Raw genomic sequence first — 22,960 nt, 5'->3', positions numbered from 1 at the left:
CCTTGAGCAGAGCTATTGGAAAATTGCCGGTATATTTCTTCGTGACGGCTTTATCTTTGTTCGCGTTGATTCCGTTTTATACGATGATCATAATGGGCACTTACGTAAGCGAGGATCTGTATACGGGTCTCAAAATATGGCCAGGCACTTACGTACTCGAAAATTTAAAGTCGGTGCTGGCGCAAAATTTTTTCAAATTTTATTTAAACAGTCTGGTTGTGGCCGTAGTTAACACGACTTTGGCCGTGCTGGTCAGCGCTGTCACGGGCTTCGCTTTCGCCAAATATCAGTTTAAAGGCAAAAAAACATTATATATGTTCATCATCGCGACGCTGATGATTCCTCCGCAGCTGGGCCTTGTCGGTTTTGTCGTGGAAATGCGCTATTTAGGCTTGGTCAATACGCTGTACCCTTTAATTATAGGGGGGATCGCGAACGCTTTCGGCGTGTTCTGGATGACCCAATATATTTCATCCGCCGTACCCAATGAAATTATAGAAAGCGGCAGGATGGACGGGTGCAGCGATATCGGAATTTTCGCCCGCATTATTTTGCCGGTGATCCGGCCTGCGCTCATTACATTGTCCCTGCTGTTTTTTCTCTGGTCGTGGAACAACTACTTGACTCCGCTTGTGCTCATTAATAAGGAAAGCTTGTATACGATTCCGCTTGCCGTTTCATTGTTAAGCAGCGAATACCGCACCGATTATGCAGCCCGCATCTTGGCGCTCGCGCTTTCGACGATTCCGATCCTCATTTTGTTCGGCTTCGGCTCCAAGCATTTGATCCGAGGACTTGTCGGAGGCAGCATCAAGGGATAACGGTCATCTCGATTTCTGGCAACTGAAATAAAACAAGGAGACTTAAAACAATGAAGCTCATTACAGAGTTAAACGAGGGCTGGGAGATCAGACAATGCGTCCCCTCCGAAAGCTTAAATCCGCAAACGGGCGAACTTAACGGGGAGCACGGCTGGATTAAAACCGCCGTTCCGGCCCAAGTGCATGAGATATTGCTGAAGGAAGGTCTGATTGAGGACCCCGCTTTGTACGGAAAAGGCAAGGAATGCTTATGGGTGGCGGAGCATGATTGGCTATATAAGCTGGAATTTTCCGGACTTTCCGGACGGAAGCAGGGGGACAGGACGTATCTCCATTTTAGAGGATTGGATACGCTGGTTGATATTTACTTGAACGGGCAGCATTTGGCCTACCATAACGATATGTATTTGCCGCTCAGGGTGGAAGTAACAGAGCTGCTGCAGGAAACGAACCTGCTGCTGCTCCATTTCCATTCGCCTTACGAATTTATGAAGCATGCGGAATATCCGGAGGAATGGACCGGTAAAATTAGACGAAGCCGGCTGATTCGCAAAAATGATCAGGATTTCACCGATTATTTGGGCGCCAAGCCTTACTTGACGCGCATCGGTATCTACGACCGCGTGTGCCTCGAAATCGTGGATGGAATGGAAATTACAGAAACCGATATTGCGTCCCGGCTGTCCGATGGATACGGGCAGGGAAGCGTGACAGTGAATGTGCACGGCTCAGGACTTGTTGCAGGAGCGTCTGTACTCATTACCGTCGCAGGTCCCGATAGGCAAACTGCGGCGCAGTACATCGGCTTTGTTCATAGCGATTCCGCGGAAGCCTGGAGCCACAATGCCGAATTGGCTGTCAATCGTCCGCAGTTGTGGTGGCCGAGAGGCTATGGGGAGCAGCCGCTTTATGAAATTTCCGTAAGCCTGGTTGCAAACGATGAAACGAAAGACAGCGTAGTGAAACGAATTGGCTTCCGGGATGTGCAAATGGTGCAGCCGTTCGATTTTTGGATTAACCAAAAACAGGTGAAGCTGTGGGGAGCCCAATCGGTTCAAATTCAAGGCATCACGCATTGCTGGGATGATGAGAAATCGAACCGTCTGCTCGATTTGCTGGAAAACGGCAACATGAACGCGCAGCGGATTTGGGGCGGCGCCGACCGGTACGGCGACTCGTTTTACGAAGAAGCGGACAAACGGGGAATTTTGATTTGGCAGGAATTTTTTCACGATTACGGGATGTACCCGGATACGAAGGAATACCGCGAATTGTGCAGGCGAGAGGCCGAATACCAGGTGAAGCGGCTGAAGCATCATCCGTCTCTATTGTTTTGGTGCGGGGGCAATGAATGCTTTATGGGAGCGGAATTCGAGCTGCCGGTGGTGCCGTATATCGGCGGCGAAATATTTCTGGAGGATTATAAAAGCGTCTGCGAAACGTTGGATCCCGACCGCTATTATCATATCAATTCCCCGTATGGCGGAGCATATTGCAATGACCCGCTGGAAGGGGATACGCACAGCTATACGAATACGTGGTACGTGCCGGGAGCCGATTATCCCGTCATGATTGCGGAGGAAATCAGGACCTCGCCGCCTTCGATGAAAAGCTTTGTCAAATATATGGGCGAAGCAAGAGCGTGGCCGGCAGACTACTCGGGAATGATCACGAGCCGGTCCCCGTACCCGTGGCCGGACACATGGACTGAGCAAACTTCTGCCATGGGCTGGAAAAAAATCCCGCCTATCGAGCTGTTCTATGACGCCGACAGCCTGGAGTCCGCCATCTATAAATTTGGCGCCGCCCACGGTTATTATTTGCGGAAAATTCTCGAGAACAACAGGCGGGGCAAACCGGCAAGCGACCCGGACGGGGAACGAATTTGCAAAGGGCATTTCGTTTGCCGCTGGAACGATACTTGGCCGGTTATTTATGGAAGCATGATTGACTATTATTTTGAACCGTATATTCCTTACTACGCTGTAAAACGGGCCTACGAGCCGGTCCTGCTTTCTTTCGAAGTGCAAAACTTTATTTATATGTGGATCGTCAACGACAGCGCCTCCGAGGTGGAGGGGACCTTGTTCATCAAGCTGTTCAACCCGGTTAAAAATGAATTTGTTCAGGAAATCAGAACTGATGTCCGCGCAGCGCCGGGCGAGTCCCGGCTTGTTACCGATCTGAACGCATTCAAGCAGTTTTCAAGAGAATATATTTTGTTCGCCTGCCTGATCGACAGCGAAGGCGGCGTAATTGCCAGAACGAATGATTTTGTCGATATCGAGAAAAAGCTGCGCTTTCCGGAAGCGAGATTGCATATGGACATTAATGGGGATATCGTGACGCTGACCACCGATACTTTTGCTAGAAGCATCGAGCTCTCCGGCGATCATGAGGGTGATGAGTTCGGCTGGCTGTTCGAGGATAATTACTTCGATCTGCTGCCCAGGGAGGTGAAGCGGGTGAAGATTATGGGCAAGCATAGCAAAGGCACGATCAGGGCGAAGGCGTATTATTCTCCGCATATAACCGAAGGAGGCTTTGAACGATGAACATCATTCGCTATTCGGATCGCTTGGATGAACTGATTTCACCCGGCGAAACGGCGCAGAAGCTGGCGTCCGGCTTCGGCTTTGCCGAAGGTCCCGCTTGGTGCCCGCATACGAACCGGCTGTATTTGACCGATTTCATGAATTACCGGATTTACACCTGGAGCCATGAAGACGGCTTGCGGCTGTTCCGCGAGCCGAGCGGCCGTGCGGTAGGCCTCGCCGTGGATGCGGAGGGGCGGCTGCTGTCCTGCGAGACTGAGCCGCGACGAATTTCGCGTACGGAACAGGATGGAACCGTAACCGTATTGGTTACGCACTATCAAGGAAGCCGGATCAATAATACAAACGATGTAATTGTGAAAAAAGACGGAACGATCTATTTCTCCGATCCGTACAGCACAGCCTTGGGAGCCCCCAGAGATTTATCGTTTAACGGCGTGTACCGGTATGATCCGAAGACGGATACGCTGGCTGCCGTCGTGGAAGATTTCAACCGTCCCAACGGGCTGGCTTTTTCGCCGGATGAATCGCTGCTTTACATTGACGATACGAATGAGCAGAACGTGAAGGTATACGAAGTGGCGCCGGACGGAAGCCTGTGCAACGGCAGGCCGTTTGCGGAGTTGGACACCGCCGCGGGCCCCGGCGCTGCGGACGGGATGAAAGTCGACGAGCGAGGCAACGTTTACGTTACCGGCCCCGGAGGCATTTGGATTTTTGCGCCGTCGGGCGAACGGCTCGGCCGGATTGAGCTGCCGGAAGTCGCCGCCAACTTATGCTTCGGCACACCGCCGGAGTCGCCTTTGGGCAACACGCTGTTTATAACGGCCACATCGTCGTTGTACAGCCTTAAACTTAACGTGCGCGGAGCGGTCTAAGCCGCATTCATCCGGACGGGGAGGGATTGTTGTTGAAAGTTACCGATGTGCAGGCGTTCAAATTGAGCGGGTCCATGCCGAGAGAATGGGAGCACCGCGCACGCTCGGCGGCGCCGCTGGATATGTATGCGGACTACGCGCTGCGCGATCCGTCGCCGCAGACGGACGATTCGTCGGGAACGATGCCGATCGTCCGCTATTATGTCACGATCGTTACGGATGAAGGACTCGAAGGCATATACGGCCCGATGGTCTATGAGGAGCAGGCGGACATCATCGTCAAAAAACTGAAGCCGTTTTTGTTGGGCCAAGATCCGCTGGACGTTGAACGTTTATGGGATCAGATGAGGCATGACCGTCACGGCCGGAACGGCTATTATATGATGGCCGTCAGCGCGGTAGACTGCGCTCTCTGGGATTTGCGCGGCAAATATTTCAATGCGCCCGTCTATCGGCTGCTCGGCGGGCCGACACGGCCGCGAATTCCCGTGTACGCGAGCGCGCTTGGTTTCCCGCTCGAAGCGGGGAAAGTCGGCGAGCAGGCGAAGGCTTTTGTCCGGGAAGGCTTTGCGGCGCAAAAATGGTTTTTTCGTCACGGCCCGTCCGGCGGAGGGGAAGGAAGGGCTGCCAACCTCCGTATGGCGCAGGAGGTGCGCGAGGCGATCGGCAGCGGGCATGATTTTATGCTAGACTGCTGGATGGGCTGGAATGTGCCGTATGCCGTCGATATGATGGACCGGCTGCGCGAATTGCGCCCGCTCTGGCTGGAGGAGCCGCTTGTTCCGAATCAAATCGAAGGCTACGCAGCTTTGAAGGAACGCGGGTCGCTGCTGCTGGCTGCAGGCGAGCACCTGTACACCCGGAAAGATTTCAAGCCTTTCCTGGACCAGGGCTTGCTGGCTTACGTCCAGCCGGACCCCGATTGGACCGGCGGCATAACGGAGCTGCGCAAAATCGCAGTACTTTCCGAAACATACGATGTCCAATTCGTACCTCACGGCTGCACGGTCATTCCGAACCTGCACGTGATTGCATCTCTGCCGCCTTCGGTATGTCCTTTTCTCGAATATTTGGTGCTGTATCAGCGGCAGCAAGATCATTTTCACAAGCATAAGCTGCGGCCGCATGGCGGGTTTATTGAGTTGCCGGAGCGAGCCGGACTTGGCATTGAGCTGGATGAGAGCGTCTTCGAAAGCAAACAGCTTATAGAAGTCCGGTGAATAAATAGCGGAGAGGGCGGAATCAGGGGCTTCGAAGTCGTCTTCAATGCCGGTTTCTGTCCTTAATCGACAGTCTCTATTAGCGGATAACGGGAGGAATAAGCATGAAATACGGTTATTTGGGAAAATCCGGATTACGGGTCAGCCGATTATGCTTGGGGACGGCCGCCTTCGGAGGCTTGGTCGGCAAAGAAGGCGAATACGGCAGTATCAGTGAGAAGGAAGCGTTCCGCATCATGGACGCCGCCCTCGATGCCGGAATCAACTTCTTCGATACCGCCAATGTATACGGCGGGGTCAGACACCGCGGCGAAACGATCGGCCACCGCGGTATCACGGAGGAAATCATCGGCCGTTGGTTCGCGCAGGGAGGCAACCGGCGGGAAAAGGTTGTGCTCGGCACCAAGGTCGGCCGGGTGTTTGAAATGGACGATCTGGACGGTCCGAACAAGGCGCAGGGATTGTCGCTGTATAAAATTCGCCGCCATTTCGAGGCATCGCTCAAAAGGCTGCAAACCGATCATATCGAGCTGTACCAGATGCATCATGTGGACCGCAATGTGCAGTGGGAGGAATTATGGGAAGCGTTCGAGGGTCTGGTCCGTTCGGGCAAGGCTGATTACATCGGTTCCTCCAATTTTGCCGGGAGAGACATGGCTCGCGCTCAAGCCGCCGCCAAGGAAAGGCATTTCATGGGGTTGATCTCCGAGCAGCACGGATATAATCTGCTGAACCGCTTTCCGGAAACGGATGCGCTGCCGACGGCCAGGGAGCTTGGCATCGGCGTGACGGTATTCAGCCCGCTGGCGAGAGGCTTGTTGGCCACCGACGTAACCAAACCGGTGATGCACGTTCTTACGGACGATGCGGCGATGCTGCTTGAAACTCACCGTTCGCAAATGGAGCAGTTTTCCGCGTTATGCAGAGACTTGGGCGAGAAGGAAGGGAATGTCGCTCTGGCCTGGCTGCTCTCCAATCCGGCTATTGCGGCTCCGATCATCGGCCCGAGCAGTGTGGAAGAGCTGGAGGATGTGCTGCGGGCGGTCGATATCGAGCTGGATGCAGCCACGCTGCAGAATCTGGATGACATATTCCCGAAGACGTCGGAGCTTTCCATGTTTAAGCAAACCTGAGCATCGTGAATTTGAGAGGAACAGTTATATTCGAACGGGGAGGAACGGACGATGAAATACGGTTATTTGGGAAAATCCGGACTGCGGGTAAGCCGTCTATGCTTAGGTACCGCAGCGTTTGGGGCCTTGTCTACGAAAGAGGGGGAATACGGCAATATTTCCGAACAGGAAGCTTTTCGGATTATGGATGCCGCCCTGGACGCCGGGATCAATTTTTTTGATACCGCGAATGTATACGGGGGTATCGGACATCGCGGAGCCACCGAGGAAATGATCGGCCGCTGGTTTGCCCAGGGCGGCGGCCGCAGAGAGAAAGTAGTGCTCGGCACGAAGGTCGGCCGGGTGTTCGAGCTCGACGAGCTGGACGGTCCGAACAAGGCGCAGGGGCTGTCGTTGTACAAAATACGCCGCCATGTGGAAGCTTCGCTCAGAAGGCTGCAAACCGACCATATCGAGCTGTACCAAATGCATCACGTGGACCGCAACGTACAGTGGGAGGAATTGTGGGAGGCGTTCGAAGGCTTGGTTCGGCATGGCAAGGTGGATTATATCGGCTCCTCCAATTTTGCCGGGAGAGATTTGATGAACGCCCAATCCGAAGCGAAGGCGCGGCGCTTCATGGGGCTCATATCGGAGCAGCACAGCTACAACCTGCTGAACCGGTTTCCCGAAACGGAGGTGCTGCCGACCGCCAAGGAGCTGGGTATCGGCGTGACGGTATTCAGTCCGCTGGCCAGAGGCTTGCTGGCCGTAGATGTAACGAAGCCGTTGAAACGGCCGCTTACGGAAGATGCGCAAATGCTGCTGGCGACGCACCGTTCGCAAATGGAGCAATTTTCCGCTTTATGCCGGGAAATCGGGGAGAAGGAAGCGCATGTCGCTCTGGCCTGGCTGCTGGCCAATCCGGCGATTGCCGCCCCCATCATCGGACCGAGCAGCGTCGAAGAGCTGCATGACACGCTGCGCGCCGTTGAAATCGTGCTGGATGAATCGATTATGATGCAATTGGATGACATTTTTCCCGCAGTCAACGAGCTGTCGATGTTCAAAAAGACGTAAGCTTAAAAGATTGATAAGGGGAGAGATTCGTGATGTCCAATCGCTTCGAATGCACGGTCCAGGAATCCGTCGCGTCTGGGGTTCAAACCGTCACTTTGGAAAACGCTCTGCTGCGGGTGCGCATTTTAACCGGTAAAGGCGCCGATATTTACGAGCTGATTTATAAGCCTCTCGATATCGATTTCCTGCTTAAAACGAACAACGGGCTTGCCGCCTTCGAACGCCGGAATCTTGCCAAGCGCAGATTGACGCATTATTCGGAGCTGTTCACGGGAGGCTGGCAGGATTGCCTCCCGCACCGTGCCAAATATTTGGAGCTCGATATTACCCAGGATACCGGCGGCATCGCCGCCACGGTTCCCTGGAAATACGAGATTCTGCCCGCGGCAGATTCCGCTTCAGTCCGCTGCTTCGTTCAACTGCAGGACATTCCTTTTCTTATTGAGAAAACGTTTACCGTCAAGCAGGGAGATCCACAGTTATACATTGATCAGCGCATCCTTAATACCGGCACAGCCCCGGTACAGTTTTCCTGGACGCAGCATGCCGCCTTCGGAGGGCAATTTCTGGATGAGCATGTATCCATCGAATTTCCGGACTGCGTCGCTTTTCACGCGCGGCATTATGATAGCTCCTATAAAAACGATTTCAGCCGCTTCGAGGAACCGCCCGAGCGGATCGCATTGCCTGACGGCACATGCAGAAATCTCCGCGAGGTACTTCCGAGGGGAACGAACGAGCACATATTTACCGTACTGAAGCATATCCGCGAGCCTTGGGCCAAGCTCATTAACCGCCATAAAAAAGTCGGGGTTCAGCTCCATTGGGAGCTGGATGCTTTTCCGTTTATCCGCTATTGGAGCTACAATGCCGATGAAATGTATACGGTTGGCATCGAGCCTTCCAACGATGCTTTTGCCAATTTCGATCATTCGCTGCAGCACGGCACCTACCGGGAATTGAAGCCGGAGCAGCAATATGGGACCCGCTATGGCTGCACCCTTTTTGAAACGGATTAAAGTCTTTTAAAATACACCATGCCTATGATACGATCAAAATGACTGCGACATGAGAGAGGAGAATTGGATGTGACCCTTGCTGTAGCCTTTCCCAACCAATCGCCAAGAGTAAGCTTTGCGATGCGCAAGCTGACAGAGGCAATCCTTGAAATAGGAGAGACGATTGAAACGGTTGACCCGCAGCAACAGCAGCGGTACGATATCGTAATCGCAAGCTCGGCACAGGAAGCCGCTTCGTTCGGTGTATCGGCGGATACTTCCGTAAACGAGGAGGGCTTTGAAATCCGTCACGATTCCCGCGGCGGCGGACCGACGTTGTATGTTTTGGCAAACGATGAATCGGGAGCCATGTACGGCGTATTGGAACTGGCCGAGCGGCTCCGCAATTGCCGGGAGGTGTCTCTAGTTCCCGCATGCGTAATCAATGCCAGGTTTCCGTTCCGTGCGCTCAAATTCAACTTGCCTTGGTCGAGCTACCGGATGAACGCATGCTTTGATGTGCAGCATGAAACCGTACGCGACCTCAGCTTCTGGGAAAGCTTTCTTGATATGATGGCGGAAAACCGTTACAATGTGCTGACGCTTTGGAATTTGCATCCATTTCCGTATATGATCCGGCCCGTTCATTTCCCAGAGGCAACCCCTTTTTCGGACGAGGAGCTGGCGGAGTGGAAGTACTATTGGACTTCATTGTTTCGGATGGCTCTGGACCGCGGCATTGAAACGTATTTGATCAACTGGAACGTGTTTGTGTCCGAAGCTTTCCGGGAGCATTACGATCCGAATGCAATTGATGACATGCAATTTTATTTTGGCGACGCTTACTCCACGGAACAAATCAAACAGTACAACCGTGAATGCGTCACGCAAGTGATCGATGAATATCCCGATCTGGCGGGGCTTGGCATATCGCTTGGGGAACGAATGGAGAATATGACCCCGGAACAAAGGCAGGCCTGGATTGAGGACGTTTACTATGTAGGCATGAAACAGGCGGGTAGGCCCGTCAAATTTATACACCGGGCGCCGTTTTCCGTGGATCCTCAGATCACAAGAACCTCGATAGAGAACAACGGCTTTATGCCCGAACCCGTCTGGGTGGAGGTCAAATTCAACTGGTCCCACGCCTATTCTTCCACGAAGCTGCTGCTTACGCATGGCGGCTCCAACGGGATGGAAGGCTACTGGAACCCGCCGCCGGCTCATTACAAGATTACATGGATGGTTCGCAATGAAGATTTCTTCACGCTTCGCTGGGCGCAGCCCGGCTTTATCCGCGCGCATTTGGCGGCGAACAGCCATGATTATGTAGGCGGCTATTATGTGGGCTCCGAGTGCTTTATACCGGCCAAGGACTACTCGCATATCGAGGACAGCCCGCAAATGACCTGGACCTATGCCTTCCAAAAGCATTGGCTGTACTATATGCTGTGGGGCCGGCTGCTGTATGATCCGGAGACGCCCGATCCAGTGTTCGAGGATGCGCTTGGACTGCGTTACGGGGAGCAGGCGGGCCGGCAGCTGCTGAGCGCCTACTCATCCGTTTGCAAAATGCCAATGGCGCTCGCTTCCTTCTATAAATTTACATGGGATTTCACTTTGTATGCGGAAGGGTTTCTGGCAACGAACCGCGCCGAATACAATTCGGGCCAAGCTTTCATATCGCTGCAGGATTTGCTGGAAAGCCAAACCTTCGATCCGTCATATTTATCCCTGCGCGACTATGCAGATCGATTGACCCGCTCGCAGTCCACGGAAGGCTTCGTTACGCCGCTCCAATTGGCCGATGCGCTGGAAGCGGATGCGCAGCAGGGCCTGAAGGCTTTGTCCGCCATTACGGATGAATCGCCGGCGCTTGCTTCCGAAATATTGGATGCCAAGGCATGGGCCTGCTTGAGCCTTTATTTTGCCGCCAAGCTTCGGGCCGGCGTCAGCTACGCGCTGTATGAGAAAACCGGGATGGAGAGCGACCGCGATCAAGCTCGTCAATGGCTGGAAGCGCCGCATGCGGCCAAGCATTGGGAAGACTTGATCCGGGTCACGCAATCCCGCTACAAGCCGCAGCCTTTGATGCATTTGGGAGAAACGCTGTTTAGTTGGGAGTTGTTCCGGCCGCAAATCGAGGAGGATATCGCTTTCGTAAGCAGGCCCAATTCATAATATTGCGCTGGAAGCGTAAAGCGATTGTCACACCGGTAACGGGCTAAATCGGTTATTGGCGCGATGCTGAATGGGGTGGGCCGGGTTGGTTATTATAACAGCCTCCTGCACGTTCGTGGAAATATGGGCTGCAATCGTGATCGGCTTGGTTGCGAGCATCGTCGTCGTGCTAAGCAGTTGAAGGAAGGGGCGGGAGCGCGGGCCTCATAATTGCCTGAATTGTTGGGTAAACGGGAATGAAGCGGGCAGCACCATTGTGAAAAGCAAGCATGAACGAGCAGGCGCCTTGGCGCCTGCTCGTTCATGCTTGCTTGGGAAATTATGCGCAGCAATTTCTGTGGATAACCAGGAAGAACGGCGAATCCGTTTACCCTTGGTTTGTTTCATGAATACAACATTTTAAACCGTATCATAACTTTTAGTTGTGGACTAAAACTGTTTCTCTAGACCCACCCGGTATCAGTAAGTTAGTATTATGAAAGTATATTATTGAAATCATCTCAACGCGGCCTGCTTGAAGATTGATCATCCCGCTCATAGTTAAGATGAATGCAATTGAAAATAATTTCTCGGGGGATGAAAAAGATATGATCCGTGAAAACAAACAGTCGGCTTTTGCTATTTGGATCAGCTTGATCAGCAATATCGTATTAACCGCCATCAAATTTGTGGTTGGAGTATTGTTCAACAGTCCGGTATTGATTGCTGACGGCGTTCATAATGCCGGGGATGTGGTTGCAACCGGGGCGGCACTCAGTTCTATGCGCGTATCGAAGCAGCCTCCCGATGAGGATCATCCTTACGGACACGGAAAAGCGGAGGTGATCGGTGCGGGAATTGTCGCCATTATTTTGGCGTTGGCTGCCGTTTATATGGGATACCATTCCGTAACGGTTCTTTTTGAGCCGCCGCATAAAGCTACCTTCATTGCCCTAGCAGCTGCGGCGTTTTCATTGATTTTGAAACAAATTCTTTACATCTACACGATGTCAATCGGGAAAAAGATGAAAAGCAACGGTTTGATCGCCACGGCCTACGATCATCTGGCCGATGTATATGCATCGATTGCGGCTGTCATCGGGATTGGGCTGGCCATGATCGGAGATTATTATCAAATCGCCTTCCTGTCCTATGGAGATCCGATCGCAGGAATTGTCGTCGCTTTTTTTGTATTGAAATTGGCCGTTCATATGGGGAAATCATCGATTGGCGTTTTGATGGAGAAGAACATCGATTCGGACAAAATGAACGCTTTTATTCAACTGGTCCGATCGGTACCGGATGTTAAGCGAATAGACCGAATCCGTGCCAGGGACCATGGACATTACATTATAGTTGATGTTAGAGTCAGCGTTCCGGCGGAGTTTAGCGTTCAGGAGGGACATGATATTTCCCGGCACATTAAGCAAACGATCATGGATCAGCATTCTGATGTCGAGGAAGTATTGGTTCATTTGAATCCCTGGTACAAAGAAACAACTTAGCTTATTCATTCCCATAATTTATGCAAAGAACCTTAAAACCTGGATCGGGGCTTAAGGTTCTTTGTCGTTCGTCAGTGAGCAGACGCCAGCACCTCAGCCAGGTGCATAGTTTTCAAGCTTCCAGTTCATGATACCATTAGGCGATATTCCCAGCGAAGGGTGAGAAATGATGCGATTTTTACGAATCCGGCTTATTTATATTACAGCGATCTGTCTCATCGTTCTTGCCGGATGCAGGACGAAGCATGCGGAACCATCCGCTCCCGAAACGCCGCCTCCAACGTCGGCCAATCATGCGGCTCCTAACCCGCAGCCAGTCGACCGCGAGCCGCCGAAGCCTGCTGCTCAGGAGCCGCCCGAGTCTGTCGACCCGACGGCCGAGCTTGTCGCTCAAATGAGTATGACTGAAAAGATAGGCCAAATGGTGTTAATCGGAGTGGACGGGACAGCCATGAAGCCGGAAATCAGTACGTTTATTAAGGAACGCCGCGTTGGCGGGATCATTTTGTACAGCCACAATATTGTATCCGCAACTCAAACTACCGAGCTTGTCAATGGACTCAAACAATCGAACCGCGAAGCAGGCGCAAGGCTGCCGCTGCTCTTGAGTGCGGATCAGGAAGGGGGCCGCGTTTCCCGTTTGCCGAAGGAGATTGCGGCATTCCCTGCCAGTATGACCATCGGCAGCACCAACGATACGAAGTATGCGTACCAGGTCGGATCTGCATTAGGCGAAGCGATAAAGTCGGTCGGGTTGAATACCGATTATGCGCCGGTGCTTGATGTCAATACGAATCCTGACAATCCCGTCATCGGTGACCGCTCGTTCGGAAACACTTCGAAAACGGTAAGGAGTATGGGCGTACAGGAAATGCTCGGGATGAAGTCGCATGAAGTCATACCCGTTGTCAAGCATTTTCCGGGTCACGGCGATACGTCCGTCGATTCCCACAAAGGGCTGCCGGTGGTAGATCATGATCTGCAAAGACTTCGCTCTATCGAATTCGAGCCGTTCGCATCGGCAATTAAGGAGGGAGCTCCGGCGGTGATGGTCGCTCACATCCTCATGAACAAGCTCGATCCGGACACTCCGGCTTCAATGTCCCGCATCGTCATTCAAAATTTCCTGAGAGACGAATTGAAATTTAACGGAGTCGTCATCACTGACGATATGACGATGGAGGCGATCGGGAAGACGATGCCTATCGGTCCCGCTTCGGTACAAGCCGTTTTGGCAGGGGCGGATATCGTCCTTGTCGGTCACAATCCCAAGCAGCAAAATGATGTGCTTGATGCTTTGTCGGCTGCTGCGGAAAGCGGGGAAATCCCGCAGCCGGTTATCGATGCCAGCGTATATCGAATCGTCAAGCTGAAGCAAAGCTTCCGGCTTTCGGACCAACCGACACCGCCGGCCGATATGTCGGAGCTGAATAAACATATTCAAGAGGCGTTAAAGAGATAGCATTCACTATAAAGAGGGGCGACGACGCCTCTCTTTTTACAGTTAATTTCCAAATCAAACAAATTTTTTACATGCCATTAACATCATGTTGATATTTGCTAGCTACAATAAAGCTATTAGCGCTGCAGCTTGGCGTTAATCGCAGACTTCGAGGTTTTAACAGAGAAGGAGGAGATCGGGCTGGACACAGCTAGTCATCTGGTGCTAGGCGCGACGCTGGCGGGACTTGCATATATAGAACCGGCTGTGGCAAGTGAGGCGAGCCTGGCGCAGGCCGTACTGATCGGTACTTTAATCGGGTCGCATGCGCCTGATTTTGACGCGGTGCTGCGGGTGAGAGGCTTTGCTTCCTATATTCAATATCATCGGGGACTAACGCATTCCATTCCTGCTTTGTTTATATGGCCTGCCATCATTTCTTTGCCGCTTTGTATTGCATTTCATTTATTTCCTTACTGGCATGTACTGTATATGTGGATTTTTATCGCGGTAGCTTTTCATGTTTTTTTGGATACGCTCAACTGCTATGGCGTGCAAAGCGCTCGTCCGTTTTCGAAGCATTGGGTTCACCTGGATATTTTGTCCATTTTCGAGCCGTTTTTATTCGTGCTGCATGGTGCGGGACTCGTGCTCTGGTTGTTATACGAATACGATCCGGCTCCATTATTTTTATGGATTTACGCATTGACGTTCGGCTATATCATTTTGCGCGCATGGCAGCATCAAGTACGGGTTTGTCGGATCGTTAATGAATTTAACGTTTCCGGAGTTTATCATGTGATTCCCGGCTTTCACTTATTCCATTGGCGATTTGTGGTCGAAGCGGACGATTGCTTTTATACGGGAAAAATCGTTTACAGTAAGGTCGTATTGGAAGCCGTATATCCTAAAGAAGAAAGAAACACTATCATTCAGGCTACGATGGGGGTAGACGGGGTTCGGGCATTCCTCGGCTTTGCGCAGCGGATTCACGTCACCTGCAAGGTAGTCAAAAACGGTTACGAAGTCAGCTGGAGCGACGTACGTTTCAGCCATGGACGCAAGCTTTCGTTTGGAGTCGATGTTTGTCTGGACCGGGAAATGAAAGTCGTTTCCCACCGGATCGGATGGCGGAAAAAGGCATGGGACCCTCCGTTTGTATAAGCTCAGGAGGAAATATTAAACGGAGTACTGATTCCAAGTCAGCGCTCCGTTTTCGTTTTATATGCTCCGGATTTGATTGGCCTTATAGAAATCGGCTCCTGCAGCCGCAGATGCGGGGATCGGCGGTCTTCCGACGGATATGTAAGTCATGTCGAATGTATCGGCTATATGGAGCATTTCCTCCCAGGCAAACATGTTTCTGCCATCGATTATAAGACGGGTACGCAGCTTCTTGCTTACGATCTGCCAATCCAGACAGCGAAGCTGCTCCAATTCAGTAACGATGACGACCGCGTCAGAGGAGTCGATTGCGTCATACAAGCTGCGGTGCAATACCACCTCAGGAACAGGATAATCGCTAACATGGGGATCGTAAGCATGAACGGCTGCTCCCTGCTCCAAACAGATCCTGCTTATTTGGAGCGAGGGGGCCTCGCGAAGATCGTCTGTCATCGGTTTGAATGCAAGCCCCAGGAGAGCGATGCGCTTTCCTTTTAACATTCCTAATTCGTCTGTTAGCTTATTCACCAAACGCCGCGGTCGAAGCCGGTTAATAGACACTGTGGAATCGAGGAGGGGCATAGGGCAATCCCACTTTTGACCCATGGCTCGAAATGCCATAATATCCTTGGGAAAGCATGATCCGCCGTAGCCGATACCGGCCCGCAGGAAAGCCTCTCCGATCCGGCTATCCATACCTATACCTTCGGCAACGACATCGATGCGGGCTCCGGTTTGCTCCGAGAAATCCGCAATCATATTGATGTAAGATATTTTCATGGCAAGGAATGCATTGGACGCATATTTAATGAGCTCGGAGCTCCGGCTGTCGCAAAAAAGGATAGGGGATGGGAGGTCCTTATATAGATCGCTTACAACGTGTTTCGCTTTATCTGTCCGGCACCCCGCCACAATACGATCCGGATGGAAAAAATCGCGAATCGCATTTCCTTGTCGGAGAAATTCGGGATTGTGTATTACATCTATGTTTCGGTTCGCAGAAACCGACTGCAGCCATTGATCGATCTCATCGGTTGTGCCAACAGGAACCGTGCTTTTGACAACCAGAAATTTCTTTTCTGTGGAGTGCCGGGCGATTTGCTTGACGACCGACCATAATTGAGTCAAATCGGCTTCGCCATTGGGACCGAACGGCGTGCCTACACAGATGATGAGGATATCCGACTCCTGCACTGCAGATTTTATATTTGTCGTAAATCGGATCCGGTTAAGGCTCGACGCCTCGCTTAGAAGCTCATCAAGACCCTGCTCCCAGATCGGCAGACCTCCGGATGCCAGAACGGATATTTTCTCGGCTGAGCGATCCGAGCAAATGACACTATGACCTAAACGAGCCAGGCAAGCGCCGGTAACTAAGCCGACGTAACCAGTGCCGATCACCGCGATTCTCATAACGTATCCCTCCTACCCGATTATGCGGAAAACGGTTTTCCTCTCGATGCAACGGAATGCAGTATTTGTTCGTATTGGAGCAGCAGATTATCAAATATCGCTTCCCACGATTGGGTCAGGGCGTATGCTCTGCCGGCAAGCCCGTAGTCCCTTAACGTTCCGGGCTGCTCCAGCAAGCTTGCGATGGAATGAACGAATGCAGCCGTATCGCGAGTCGGGCACAACATGCCGGTCCGCCCGTGCTGAATGATTTCCTGTACCCCGCCGGATGCGGCGCCAATGGCGGGTGTGCCTGAAGCGAGGGATTCAAGCACGACATTGCCAAATGTTTCCGTGCTGGAAGGGAATACGAATAAATCGGCGGACGCATACAGCTCGGCTAACGCTTCCCCTTTCATATATCCGGTAAAAGTGGCGTTGGGCGGTGCGGTCTCTTGTAAATGCTTAAGCAAAGGGCCGTCTCCCGCAAAAATCCAGTGTACGTGATCGCGAAGTGACTCGGGCAGACTTCTCATGATGTCCGGCATTAGATCCAGATCCTTTTCAGGCGCGATCCGGCCGACGTACAGCAAAATAAAGCGTTCCTTGATCTTGTATTTTTCACGGATCGCCGTATTTTTTTTGCCGGGATGGAACAGGTTGCAATCAACGCCGCGCTTCCACAGTTCCAGTCCTCGTATACCCTCGCCGGCAAGCTGTTCGGCTGTTTCCTGCGAAGGGACAAAGGTGGCCAGACATGATTGATGAAACCAACGGATATAGCGCCATAGAAGGGGAGAAGCAAATTGGAGGTGGTAGTAACTTAAATAACGGTCAAAATGAGTATGATAAGAGGCGACATGCGCGATATCGTATTTTCTGCCGTAATATAGACCGCAGAGCCCTATATTAAACGGTGTTGCAACATGGATCAGATCCGGTTGAAACTGTTGAAGCTCATTGCTGATCGACATGTAATTCGGCAGCGCAATCCGGCATTCCGGATAAAATAAAAACGGAAGACTGGAAAAACGTTGGACTTTGTTCGTATATAATTCATCCTCGCTGCATCGCGGTACAAACAACCGGTAAGACACGTTACGGCGCTCCAGATGTTCGGTCAGCCGTTTCAGTGTCATGGCAACCCCGTTAACCTGAGGCCAATAGGTGTCTGAAAATAAGGCGATTCGCATGAAACCCCTCCTCGACATTACCATATGGCTCTAGCATACACCGGATTTATTAATTTACGAGCAGAAAAGGTTTAACGCAATATTAAATAAAGCACCGAGTTATCATTCCTCATTGGCTGACGAACCGGGTCATCCACGCTTGCGAGTGTTCTAAGTCGGCTTGCCGGTATAAAATACTTTGGAATGAAGCACATCCAGAGCATGGTCGATTTGTTCGAGATTTTCTTCGGAAGCGTCTTTTATTCGCTCCAGGAAACGAGCCGCAATGGTTTTAAAAGCTTCGTTCATCAGCTTCCCGCCTTCTTCGGTAAGACGAACATATTGCTTGCGCCGATCTTCGCCATCCGCAAATTTTTCGCATAAGTTTTTTTCGCATAATTTTTTCAGCTCACGGCTCGTATTCGGCATGGACATATGTTTGCAGTCGCTAACCTGACTAAGGGTGACGGGCTGACTAACCGCTATATATTCAAGAATGCTATATTGCAATGGAGTTATAGCGTCGGACTTGACGCCCTTGGTCATTTCATTCGTCACTTGATGAACAGCTACAGTAAAGGACACAAATTTATGAAAAAAAGCCGAGTTGTCCATGGAATCACCTCTTACTGACACGATAACAAAATTATTATCAAAAAACAATTATCTTTTGACAACTAAAAATAAAATATGATACGATTTACTTATCAAATGATAAGTAAGGCGGTGGATTCTATGAAGGCTCTTGTTATTTATACGCATCCTAATCATCGGAGCTTATGCTATTCATTTTTTCAAAAAGTCATTCAAGGGAGCAGTGAAAATCCCCATATAGCGGAAGTGAAGCTTCTGGATCTGTATGAGGAGCAATTCGATCCGATCCTTGTTTTTAATAAAGAAAAGCGCAGGAGGGATATGCACTCCGATCCCAGTCTGGAAAAGTATCGGGAGCAGCTTATTTGGGCCGACAAAATTGTATTTGTGTATCCTATCTGGTGGGGCCGTCCTCCCGCAATGCTAATGGGCTACATAGATAAAATGTTTGCTTCGGGCTTTGCTTACAAAGATAAAGGGGGGCTGCTGCCCGAAGGATTGTTGAAGGGGAAATCCGTTGTCTGCATCTCAACCATGAAAGGTCCTACGCATTACCCGTTGTTCTGGTTGAATAACGCCCACAAAGTATTAATGAAGAAAGCTCTGTTCAATTATGTCGGTATCAGAAAAGTAAAGTTTTTTGAGTTTGGCAATATGGAGAGCAAGAAAGGGAAGCATGAAGAGAAATTAAATAAAATATATCGTTATTTCCAATCAGTCGGTCGTTAGCCCGCTCCGCCATCTTCATTCCTCGGACTACGCGGCAGCATTCGCCATTCGAACAGCGCCAAGTATGAAAGTGAACAAGACCGCATACGCATAGTATTAAAATGCCGTTTGGAGGACTGAATATATGATGGCTGATGCCTTCATCGCACGTTCGCTTAATGAAATACAATTTTGGTCCCGTATTATGAAGGAGCATTCTTTTTTTTTAAGACTGGGTTTTCGATGCGAGGATACGCAGCTAATTAATGAAGCCAATTATTTTTACAATTTATTTGAGGGGATCGAGCAAAAATCTTATTCTTTTCGAGAGGATGTGGATCCCGCAACCATTCAGCAATTCAATATGGAGGTTCATACCGCCGCTTCGCATATTTGGGCTTTTAAAAGGAAAGTACTAGGTTTGATTTTAACCTGTCAGCTTCCGGGTCAAACGAACTTTCCATTGCTGGTGGATCACATAAGCAGAGAGGCCAATTACTTTAGAAACCGGTTGTTTGAATTAAATCAAGGAAAACTTGAACCGCTCCAGGATGCAATAATCGACGAAAATGTGTTTTTCCTAAAAATAATGGCTGACCATGCAAAATTCATCGGCCATCTATTAGATCCTTCAGAGCGCAAGCTGGCGGATCAAGCCCGTGAATTTAGTCATGACTTTGATCAGTTGTTATACCAGGCCAAGGATTTGGAATCCATGCGGCCTCAATCACAGACACAGCCATTGTTAAGCCAATTTTTGGATCAAAACAGAGTGTCGGTAAAATCGTTGAGGGACTTTAAACAAACAGCAAAACAATTAATTGAGCAATGCAGGATTAAAAGTATCATCCATCCGCTGCTCGCAGACCATGTATTCCGGGAAGCAGAAAGATTTTTGGAAATCATTGATATGTTTGAAGGTGCACTGACCTACTCCGGACAACAGGTTGCAATCCGTCATTGAGAAAGTGAACTGCCGCAGGGCTCATTCGAAAAAAAAGGAGGGGAATAAAATCGAGTGGTCGGTCGGAAAAAGCGTTCCCAGAAAGGAAACATGGGAGAAAGTAACAGGGACAACCAAATATATGGACGATATCTCGAGACCGGGGCTTTTACATGCCCAAATCGCTGTCAGCCCTCATGCACACGCCACCATAAAATCGATTGACACGTCAGGGGCCTGGAAAATACCTGGAGTACGAGCGGTCATAACGGGAGAATATTACCCGATATTGACAGGCTCGCCGCTGGCAGACCGGCCGCCCATCGCCATCGGTAAAGTGAGATATTATGGCGAGCCCGTTGCTCTTGTTGTCGCGGATCAGGAATATAATGCAGAGATGGCGGCTCTCCAAATCAAAGCGGAATACGAACTTTTACCGGTCGTCCGTTCCCCAAGCGAAGCCTATCAGCAAGAAGCTCCGCTTGTCCATGAACATCTGGCCGCGTACAAGCGGCATGAGGAGGTTTATCCGGAGCCGGGAACGAACATCGCTAATCGAACCAAAATTCGCAAAGGAAATATGGAGGAAGGGTGGAACCATAGCGATCATATCATTGAAGTCCGTGTCGCTTTGCCGCAATCGGATCACGCCGCCATGGAATTGCGATGCAGTATAGCGGAGATTTTACCTGACGGACAAGTGAACATCCATTCCGCCTCACAATCACCCTTTGTAATTCGCAGGGCAATCAGTCAATCGTTTCATATCCCTCTACATAAAGTCATTGTACATACCCCATTGGTCGGAGGAAGCTTTGGCGGGAAAGCCGCCATCCAATTGGAGTTTCTAGCTTTTTTAGCTTCCAGGGCCGTAGATGGGAGAGCGGTTAAATTGGTTAATTCCAGGGAGCTGGATATGATCTCCTCTCCGGTTCATATTGGTTTGGATGCCCGAATCAAACTTGGCTGCAACCGTGAAGGGAGGCTTACGGCCGCGGAAATTTTACATCTGTTTGACGGCGGAGCCTATTCGGATCGGGGAGCGATCATGAGCAGGGCGGGAGCCACCGATTGCACGGGGCCTTATCGAATCGATAACGTTCGTTGCGACTCCTTATGCATGTATACCAACCACCCCTATTCAACATCATTTCGAGGTTTCGGCCATCCTGAGCTGACGTTCGCGATGGAGAGAGCCATGGATTTATTGGCGGATCAAGTGAATATGGATCCATTGGAGTTTCGTTTTCACAATGCGATTGGACCGGGGGATACGACCCCGACACAAACCTTATTGGATAGAAGTAACGTAGGCGATTTGCCCATGTGCATTGCAAAATTGAAAACGTTGATCCACTGGGACGACCGTCCCCGAAAGGAAATTGAAGGTCACCTTATCAAGGCGAACGGGGTATGCTGCTTCTGGAAAAATTCAAATACGCCAACAGATGCAGGGGCGGGAGCCGTTATTGTATTTAATCCTGACGGCAGCGTTAATCTGCTCTGCGGTGCAGTTGAAATCGGTCAAGGCACGAGGACGGCGCTGACTCAAATATTGGCCGAGCGGCTGCGTATGGACGATCGTATGGTACATATTTCTACAGGAGTAAATACGGAAACCGATCCTGACCATTGGAAAACGGTGGCGAGCCGCAGCACCTTTTTAGTTGGCAACGCGATCTTGGAGGCAGCAGATGACGCCATCGAACAATTAAAGAACACGGCCTCGATTGTGCTGGAATGTTCACCGGCCGAGCTGGATGTCGGAGAAGGAAAGGTTTACTTCAAAAACCGTTCCGAAATCGGGATTCAGATTGAAAAAATCGCCAACGGATACAGATTTCCAAATGGAAATACGATCGGCGGCCAAGTCATCGGTCGCGGAAGCTACGCAATGCGTAATCTAACATTACTGGATCCTGAGACCGGTAAAGGAAATACCGGACCGGAGTGGACGGTGGGCGCGCAGGCGGTTGAAGTGGAATTGAATACAAGAGACTACTCTTATAAAATCGTAAAAGCGGCAGCGGTCATAGATGCAGGCAAAGTAATCAATCCGAAGCTTGCCCGAGGTCAAATCACAGGCGGCATGAGCATCGGGTTAAGCTTTGCCAGCCGGGAAGCTTTTCTGTTCGATCCTAACGGAGCCATCATAAATCCGCAGCTGCGAACCTACAAGTTGATTCGGTATGGCGAACAGCCCGAATATCGGGTTGATTTTGTCGAGACGCCTCATAGGGAAGCCCCTTACGGCTTGCGTGGAATCGGCGAGCATGGCTTGATTGGCATGCCTGCGGCACTCGCGAGCAGCTTGTCAACCGCTGCCGGCGTTGCACTCTATCAGCTGCCTCTTACGCCGGAATCGATATGGAGGACGGTCCATGATTCCGTTTGACTTTGATTATTATAAACCTTCTACCGTTCGGAAAGCCGTGGAATTGTTTCAACATCTGCAAGCGCGGGGGAAAAAACCGTTGTACTTCTCCGGCGGTACGGAAATAATCACATGGGCCCGAAGAAATTCCATTCAGCCGGGGGCTGTCATCGATTTAAAGTACATTCCGGAATGCGGTGTCATTGAATTTCAAAAGGATATCCTTATTCTGGGATCCTGTGTCCCGTTAACGGTTTTATCTGCGACGAACCCGTTCCCGCTGCTCAGCGAAACGGCACAAGGAGTCGCCGATCAAACGGCGCGAAATCAAATCACGCTCGGAGGGAACATTTGCGGAAAAATTCATTACAGGGAGGCCGTTCTTCCGCTGCTCCTGGCCGACAGCCGCATGGTTCTGGCAGGAGCGAAAGGAATAAGAGAGGCTTCTATTCATGATATTTTCTTGCGGCAAATAAGATTGGAGAGCGGAGAATTTCTTGTGCAGATCATGACGGACCGCGAATATGTATCATCGCCGTTCGTTCATTATAAAAAACGGCAAATCGGCGGCGTTGGCTATCCTCTCGTAACAATGGCCGCTCTTAAGAAAAACAATCGGATTCGTGCAGCGTATAGCGGCGTTTGCGCATTCCCATTCCGGTCCGTTCCAATGGAGCAGTCGTTGAACGATACGACGATTCCAATAGCGGAAAGAATCGAACAGGCAGCCGGCAGATTACCGGCTCCGGTTTTGACCGATGCCGAAGGATCTGCCGCATATCGCGAGTATGTGCTTAAACAAACGATGGCTGAAGCCGTAAGCAAGTTGGAAGGAAGGTGAAG

Annotated in this window: 18 protein-coding genes and 1 pseudogene; 16 read left to right on the top strand and 3 right to left on the bottom strand. The window is 50.8% G+C overall.

What is annotated here, in order from left to right; genetic code table 11:
* Positions 1–2: 2 nt before the first annotated feature.
* The 12 genes and pseudogenes from E1757_RS11005 to E1757_RS10950 all read left to right on the top strand — a co-directional run bounded on the left by E1757_RS11005 (position 3) and on the right by E1757_RS10950 (position 14,934).
* Complete coding sequence (locus tag E1757_RS11005; protein ID WP_246079138.1) at positions 3–821, top strand: carbohydrate ABC transporter permease; 819 nt, start codon at positions 3–5, stop codon at positions 819–821.
* A 50-nt stretch (positions 822–871) separates the two neighbouring features.
* Entirely contained in the window at positions 872–3,376 is a 2,505-nt protein-coding gene (locus tag E1757_RS11000) for a glycoside hydrolase family 2 protein (protein WP_133227736.1), read from the top strand.
* Positions 3,373–4,254, top strand: coding sequence for an SMP-30/gluconolactonase/LRE family protein (locus tag E1757_RS10995; RefSeq protein WP_133227734.1), 882 nt, complete (start codon positions 3,373–3,375; stop codon positions 4,252–4,254). The genes E1757_RS11000 and E1757_RS10995 overlap by 4 nt, the downstream gene beginning before the upstream one ends.
* Before the next feature lie 32 nt (positions 4,255–4,286).
* On the top strand, positions 4,287–5,474 hold the full coding sequence (locus tag E1757_RS10990; protein WP_133227732.1) for an enolase C-terminal domain-like protein: 1,188 nt from the start codon (positions 4,287–4,289) through the stop codon (positions 5,472–5,474).
* A 104-nt stretch (positions 5,475–5,578) separates the two neighbouring features.
* Entirely contained in the window at positions 5,579–6,607 is a 1,029-nt protein-coding gene (locus E1757_RS10985) for an aldo/keto reductase (protein ID WP_133227730.1), read from the top strand.
* 51 nt (positions 6,608–6,658) lie between these two features.
* Positions 6,659–7,666 carry an aldo/keto reductase gene (locus E1757_RS10980; RefSeq protein WP_133227728.1) on the top strand — a complete coding sequence of 336 codons (1,008 nt, stop codon included), beginning with the start codon at positions 6,659–6,661 and terminating at the stop codon, positions 7,664–7,666.
* A 32-nt stretch (positions 7,667–7,698) separates the two neighbouring features.
* On the top strand, positions 7,699–8,685 hold the full coding sequence (locus tag E1757_RS10975) for a DUF4432 family protein (protein WP_246079165.1): 987 nt from the start codon (positions 7,699–7,701) through the stop codon (positions 8,683–8,685).
* A gap of 69 nt (positions 8,686–8,754) precedes the next feature.
* Entirely contained in the window at positions 8,755–10,845 is a 2,091-nt protein-coding gene (locus E1757_RS10970; protein WP_133227724.1) for an alpha-glucuronidase family glycosyl hydrolase, read from the top strand.
* Positions 10,846–10,890: 45 nt separating this feature from the next.
* Positions 10,891–11,020 (top strand): annotated as a pseudogene (locus tag E1757_RS10965) (ammonium transporter); the annotation flags it as partial.
* A 412-nt stretch (positions 11,021–11,432) separates the two neighbouring features.
* On the top strand, positions 11,433–12,329 hold the full coding sequence (locus tag E1757_RS10960) for a cation diffusion facilitator family transporter (protein ID WP_133227722.1): 897 nt from the start codon (positions 11,433–11,435) through the stop codon (positions 12,327–12,329).
* 166 nt (positions 12,330–12,495) lie between these two features.
* Positions 12,496–13,791: a beta-N-acetylhexosaminidase gene (nagZ, locus tag E1757_RS10955; RefSeq protein WP_246079137.1), complete on the top strand. Its 1,296-nt coding sequence runs from the start codon at positions 12,496–12,498 to the stop codon at positions 13,789–13,791.
* A 129-nt stretch (positions 13,792–13,920) separates the two neighbouring features.
* Positions 13,921–14,934, top strand: coding sequence for a metal-dependent hydrolase (locus tag E1757_RS10950; RefSeq protein WP_246079136.1), 1,014 nt, complete (start codon positions 13,921–13,923; stop codon positions 14,932–14,934).
* Between the two features lie 57 nt (positions 14,935–14,991).
* On the opposite strand, the gene E1757_RS10945 is transcribed toward E1757_RS10950, so the two are convergent.
* The 3 genes from E1757_RS10945 to E1757_RS10935 form a co-directional block, all read right to left on the bottom strand.
* The gene (locus E1757_RS10945) at positions 14,992–16,347 is read right to left on the bottom strand and encodes a UDP-glucose dehydrogenase family protein (RefSeq protein WP_133227720.1); all 1,356 of its coding nucleotides are present in this window, start codon (positions 16,345–16,347) and stop codon (positions 14,992–14,994) included.
* Between the two features lie 20 nt (positions 16,348–16,367).
* Complete coding sequence (locus tag E1757_RS10940) at positions 16,368–17,519, bottom strand: glycosyltransferase family 4 protein (protein WP_133227718.1); 1,152 nt, start codon at positions 17,517–17,519, stop codon at positions 16,368–16,370.
* Positions 17,520–17,669: 150 nt separating this feature from the next.
* Positions 17,670–18,113, bottom strand: a complete 444-nt coding sequence (locus E1757_RS10935; protein WP_133227716.1) for a MarR family winged helix-turn-helix transcriptional regulator — start codon at positions 18,111–18,113, stop codon at positions 17,670–17,672.
* A gap of 120 nt (positions 18,114–18,233) precedes the next feature.
* Between E1757_RS10935 and E1757_RS10930 the strand changes: the two genes are divergently transcribed.
* The 4 genes from E1757_RS10930 (at position 18,234) to E1757_RS10915 (ending at position 22,958) form a co-directional block, all read left to right on the top strand.
* Positions 18,234–18,821 carry an NAD(P)H-dependent oxidoreductase gene (locus E1757_RS10930; protein WP_133227714.1) on the top strand — a complete coding sequence of 196 codons (588 nt, stop codon included), beginning with the start codon at positions 18,234–18,236 and terminating at the stop codon, positions 18,819–18,821.
* Between the two features lie 127 nt (positions 18,822–18,948).
* On the top strand, positions 18,949–19,764 hold the full coding sequence (locus E1757_RS10925; protein ID WP_133228379.1) for a DUF2935 domain-containing protein: 816 nt from the start codon (positions 18,949–18,951) through the stop codon (positions 19,762–19,764).
* Positions 19,765–19,768: 4 nt separating this feature from the next.
* A complete protein-coding gene (locus tag E1757_RS10920) occupies positions 19,769–22,138 on the top strand; it encodes a xanthine dehydrogenase family protein molybdopterin-binding subunit (RefSeq protein ID WP_281282491.1) in 2,370 nt (789 codons plus the stop codon).
* Positions 22,125–22,958 carry an FAD binding domain-containing protein gene (locus tag E1757_RS10915; protein ID WP_133227712.1) on the top strand — a complete coding sequence of 278 codons (834 nt, stop codon included), beginning with the start codon at positions 22,125–22,127 and terminating at the stop codon, positions 22,956–22,958. Before E1757_RS10920 ends, E1757_RS10915 begins: the two co-directional genes overlap by 14 nt.
* The last annotated feature ends 2 nt before the right edge of the window (positions 22,959–22,960 follow it).

The organism is Paenibacillus piri (assembly GCF_004354045.1).
GTDB classification, from domain to species: domain Bacteria; phylum Bacillota; class Bacilli; order Paenibacillales; family NBRC-103111; genus Paenibacillus_S; species Paenibacillus_S piri.
Note: the sequence above shows the minus strand (reverse complement) of the source record. Positions and strands in the feature narration are given on the sequence as shown.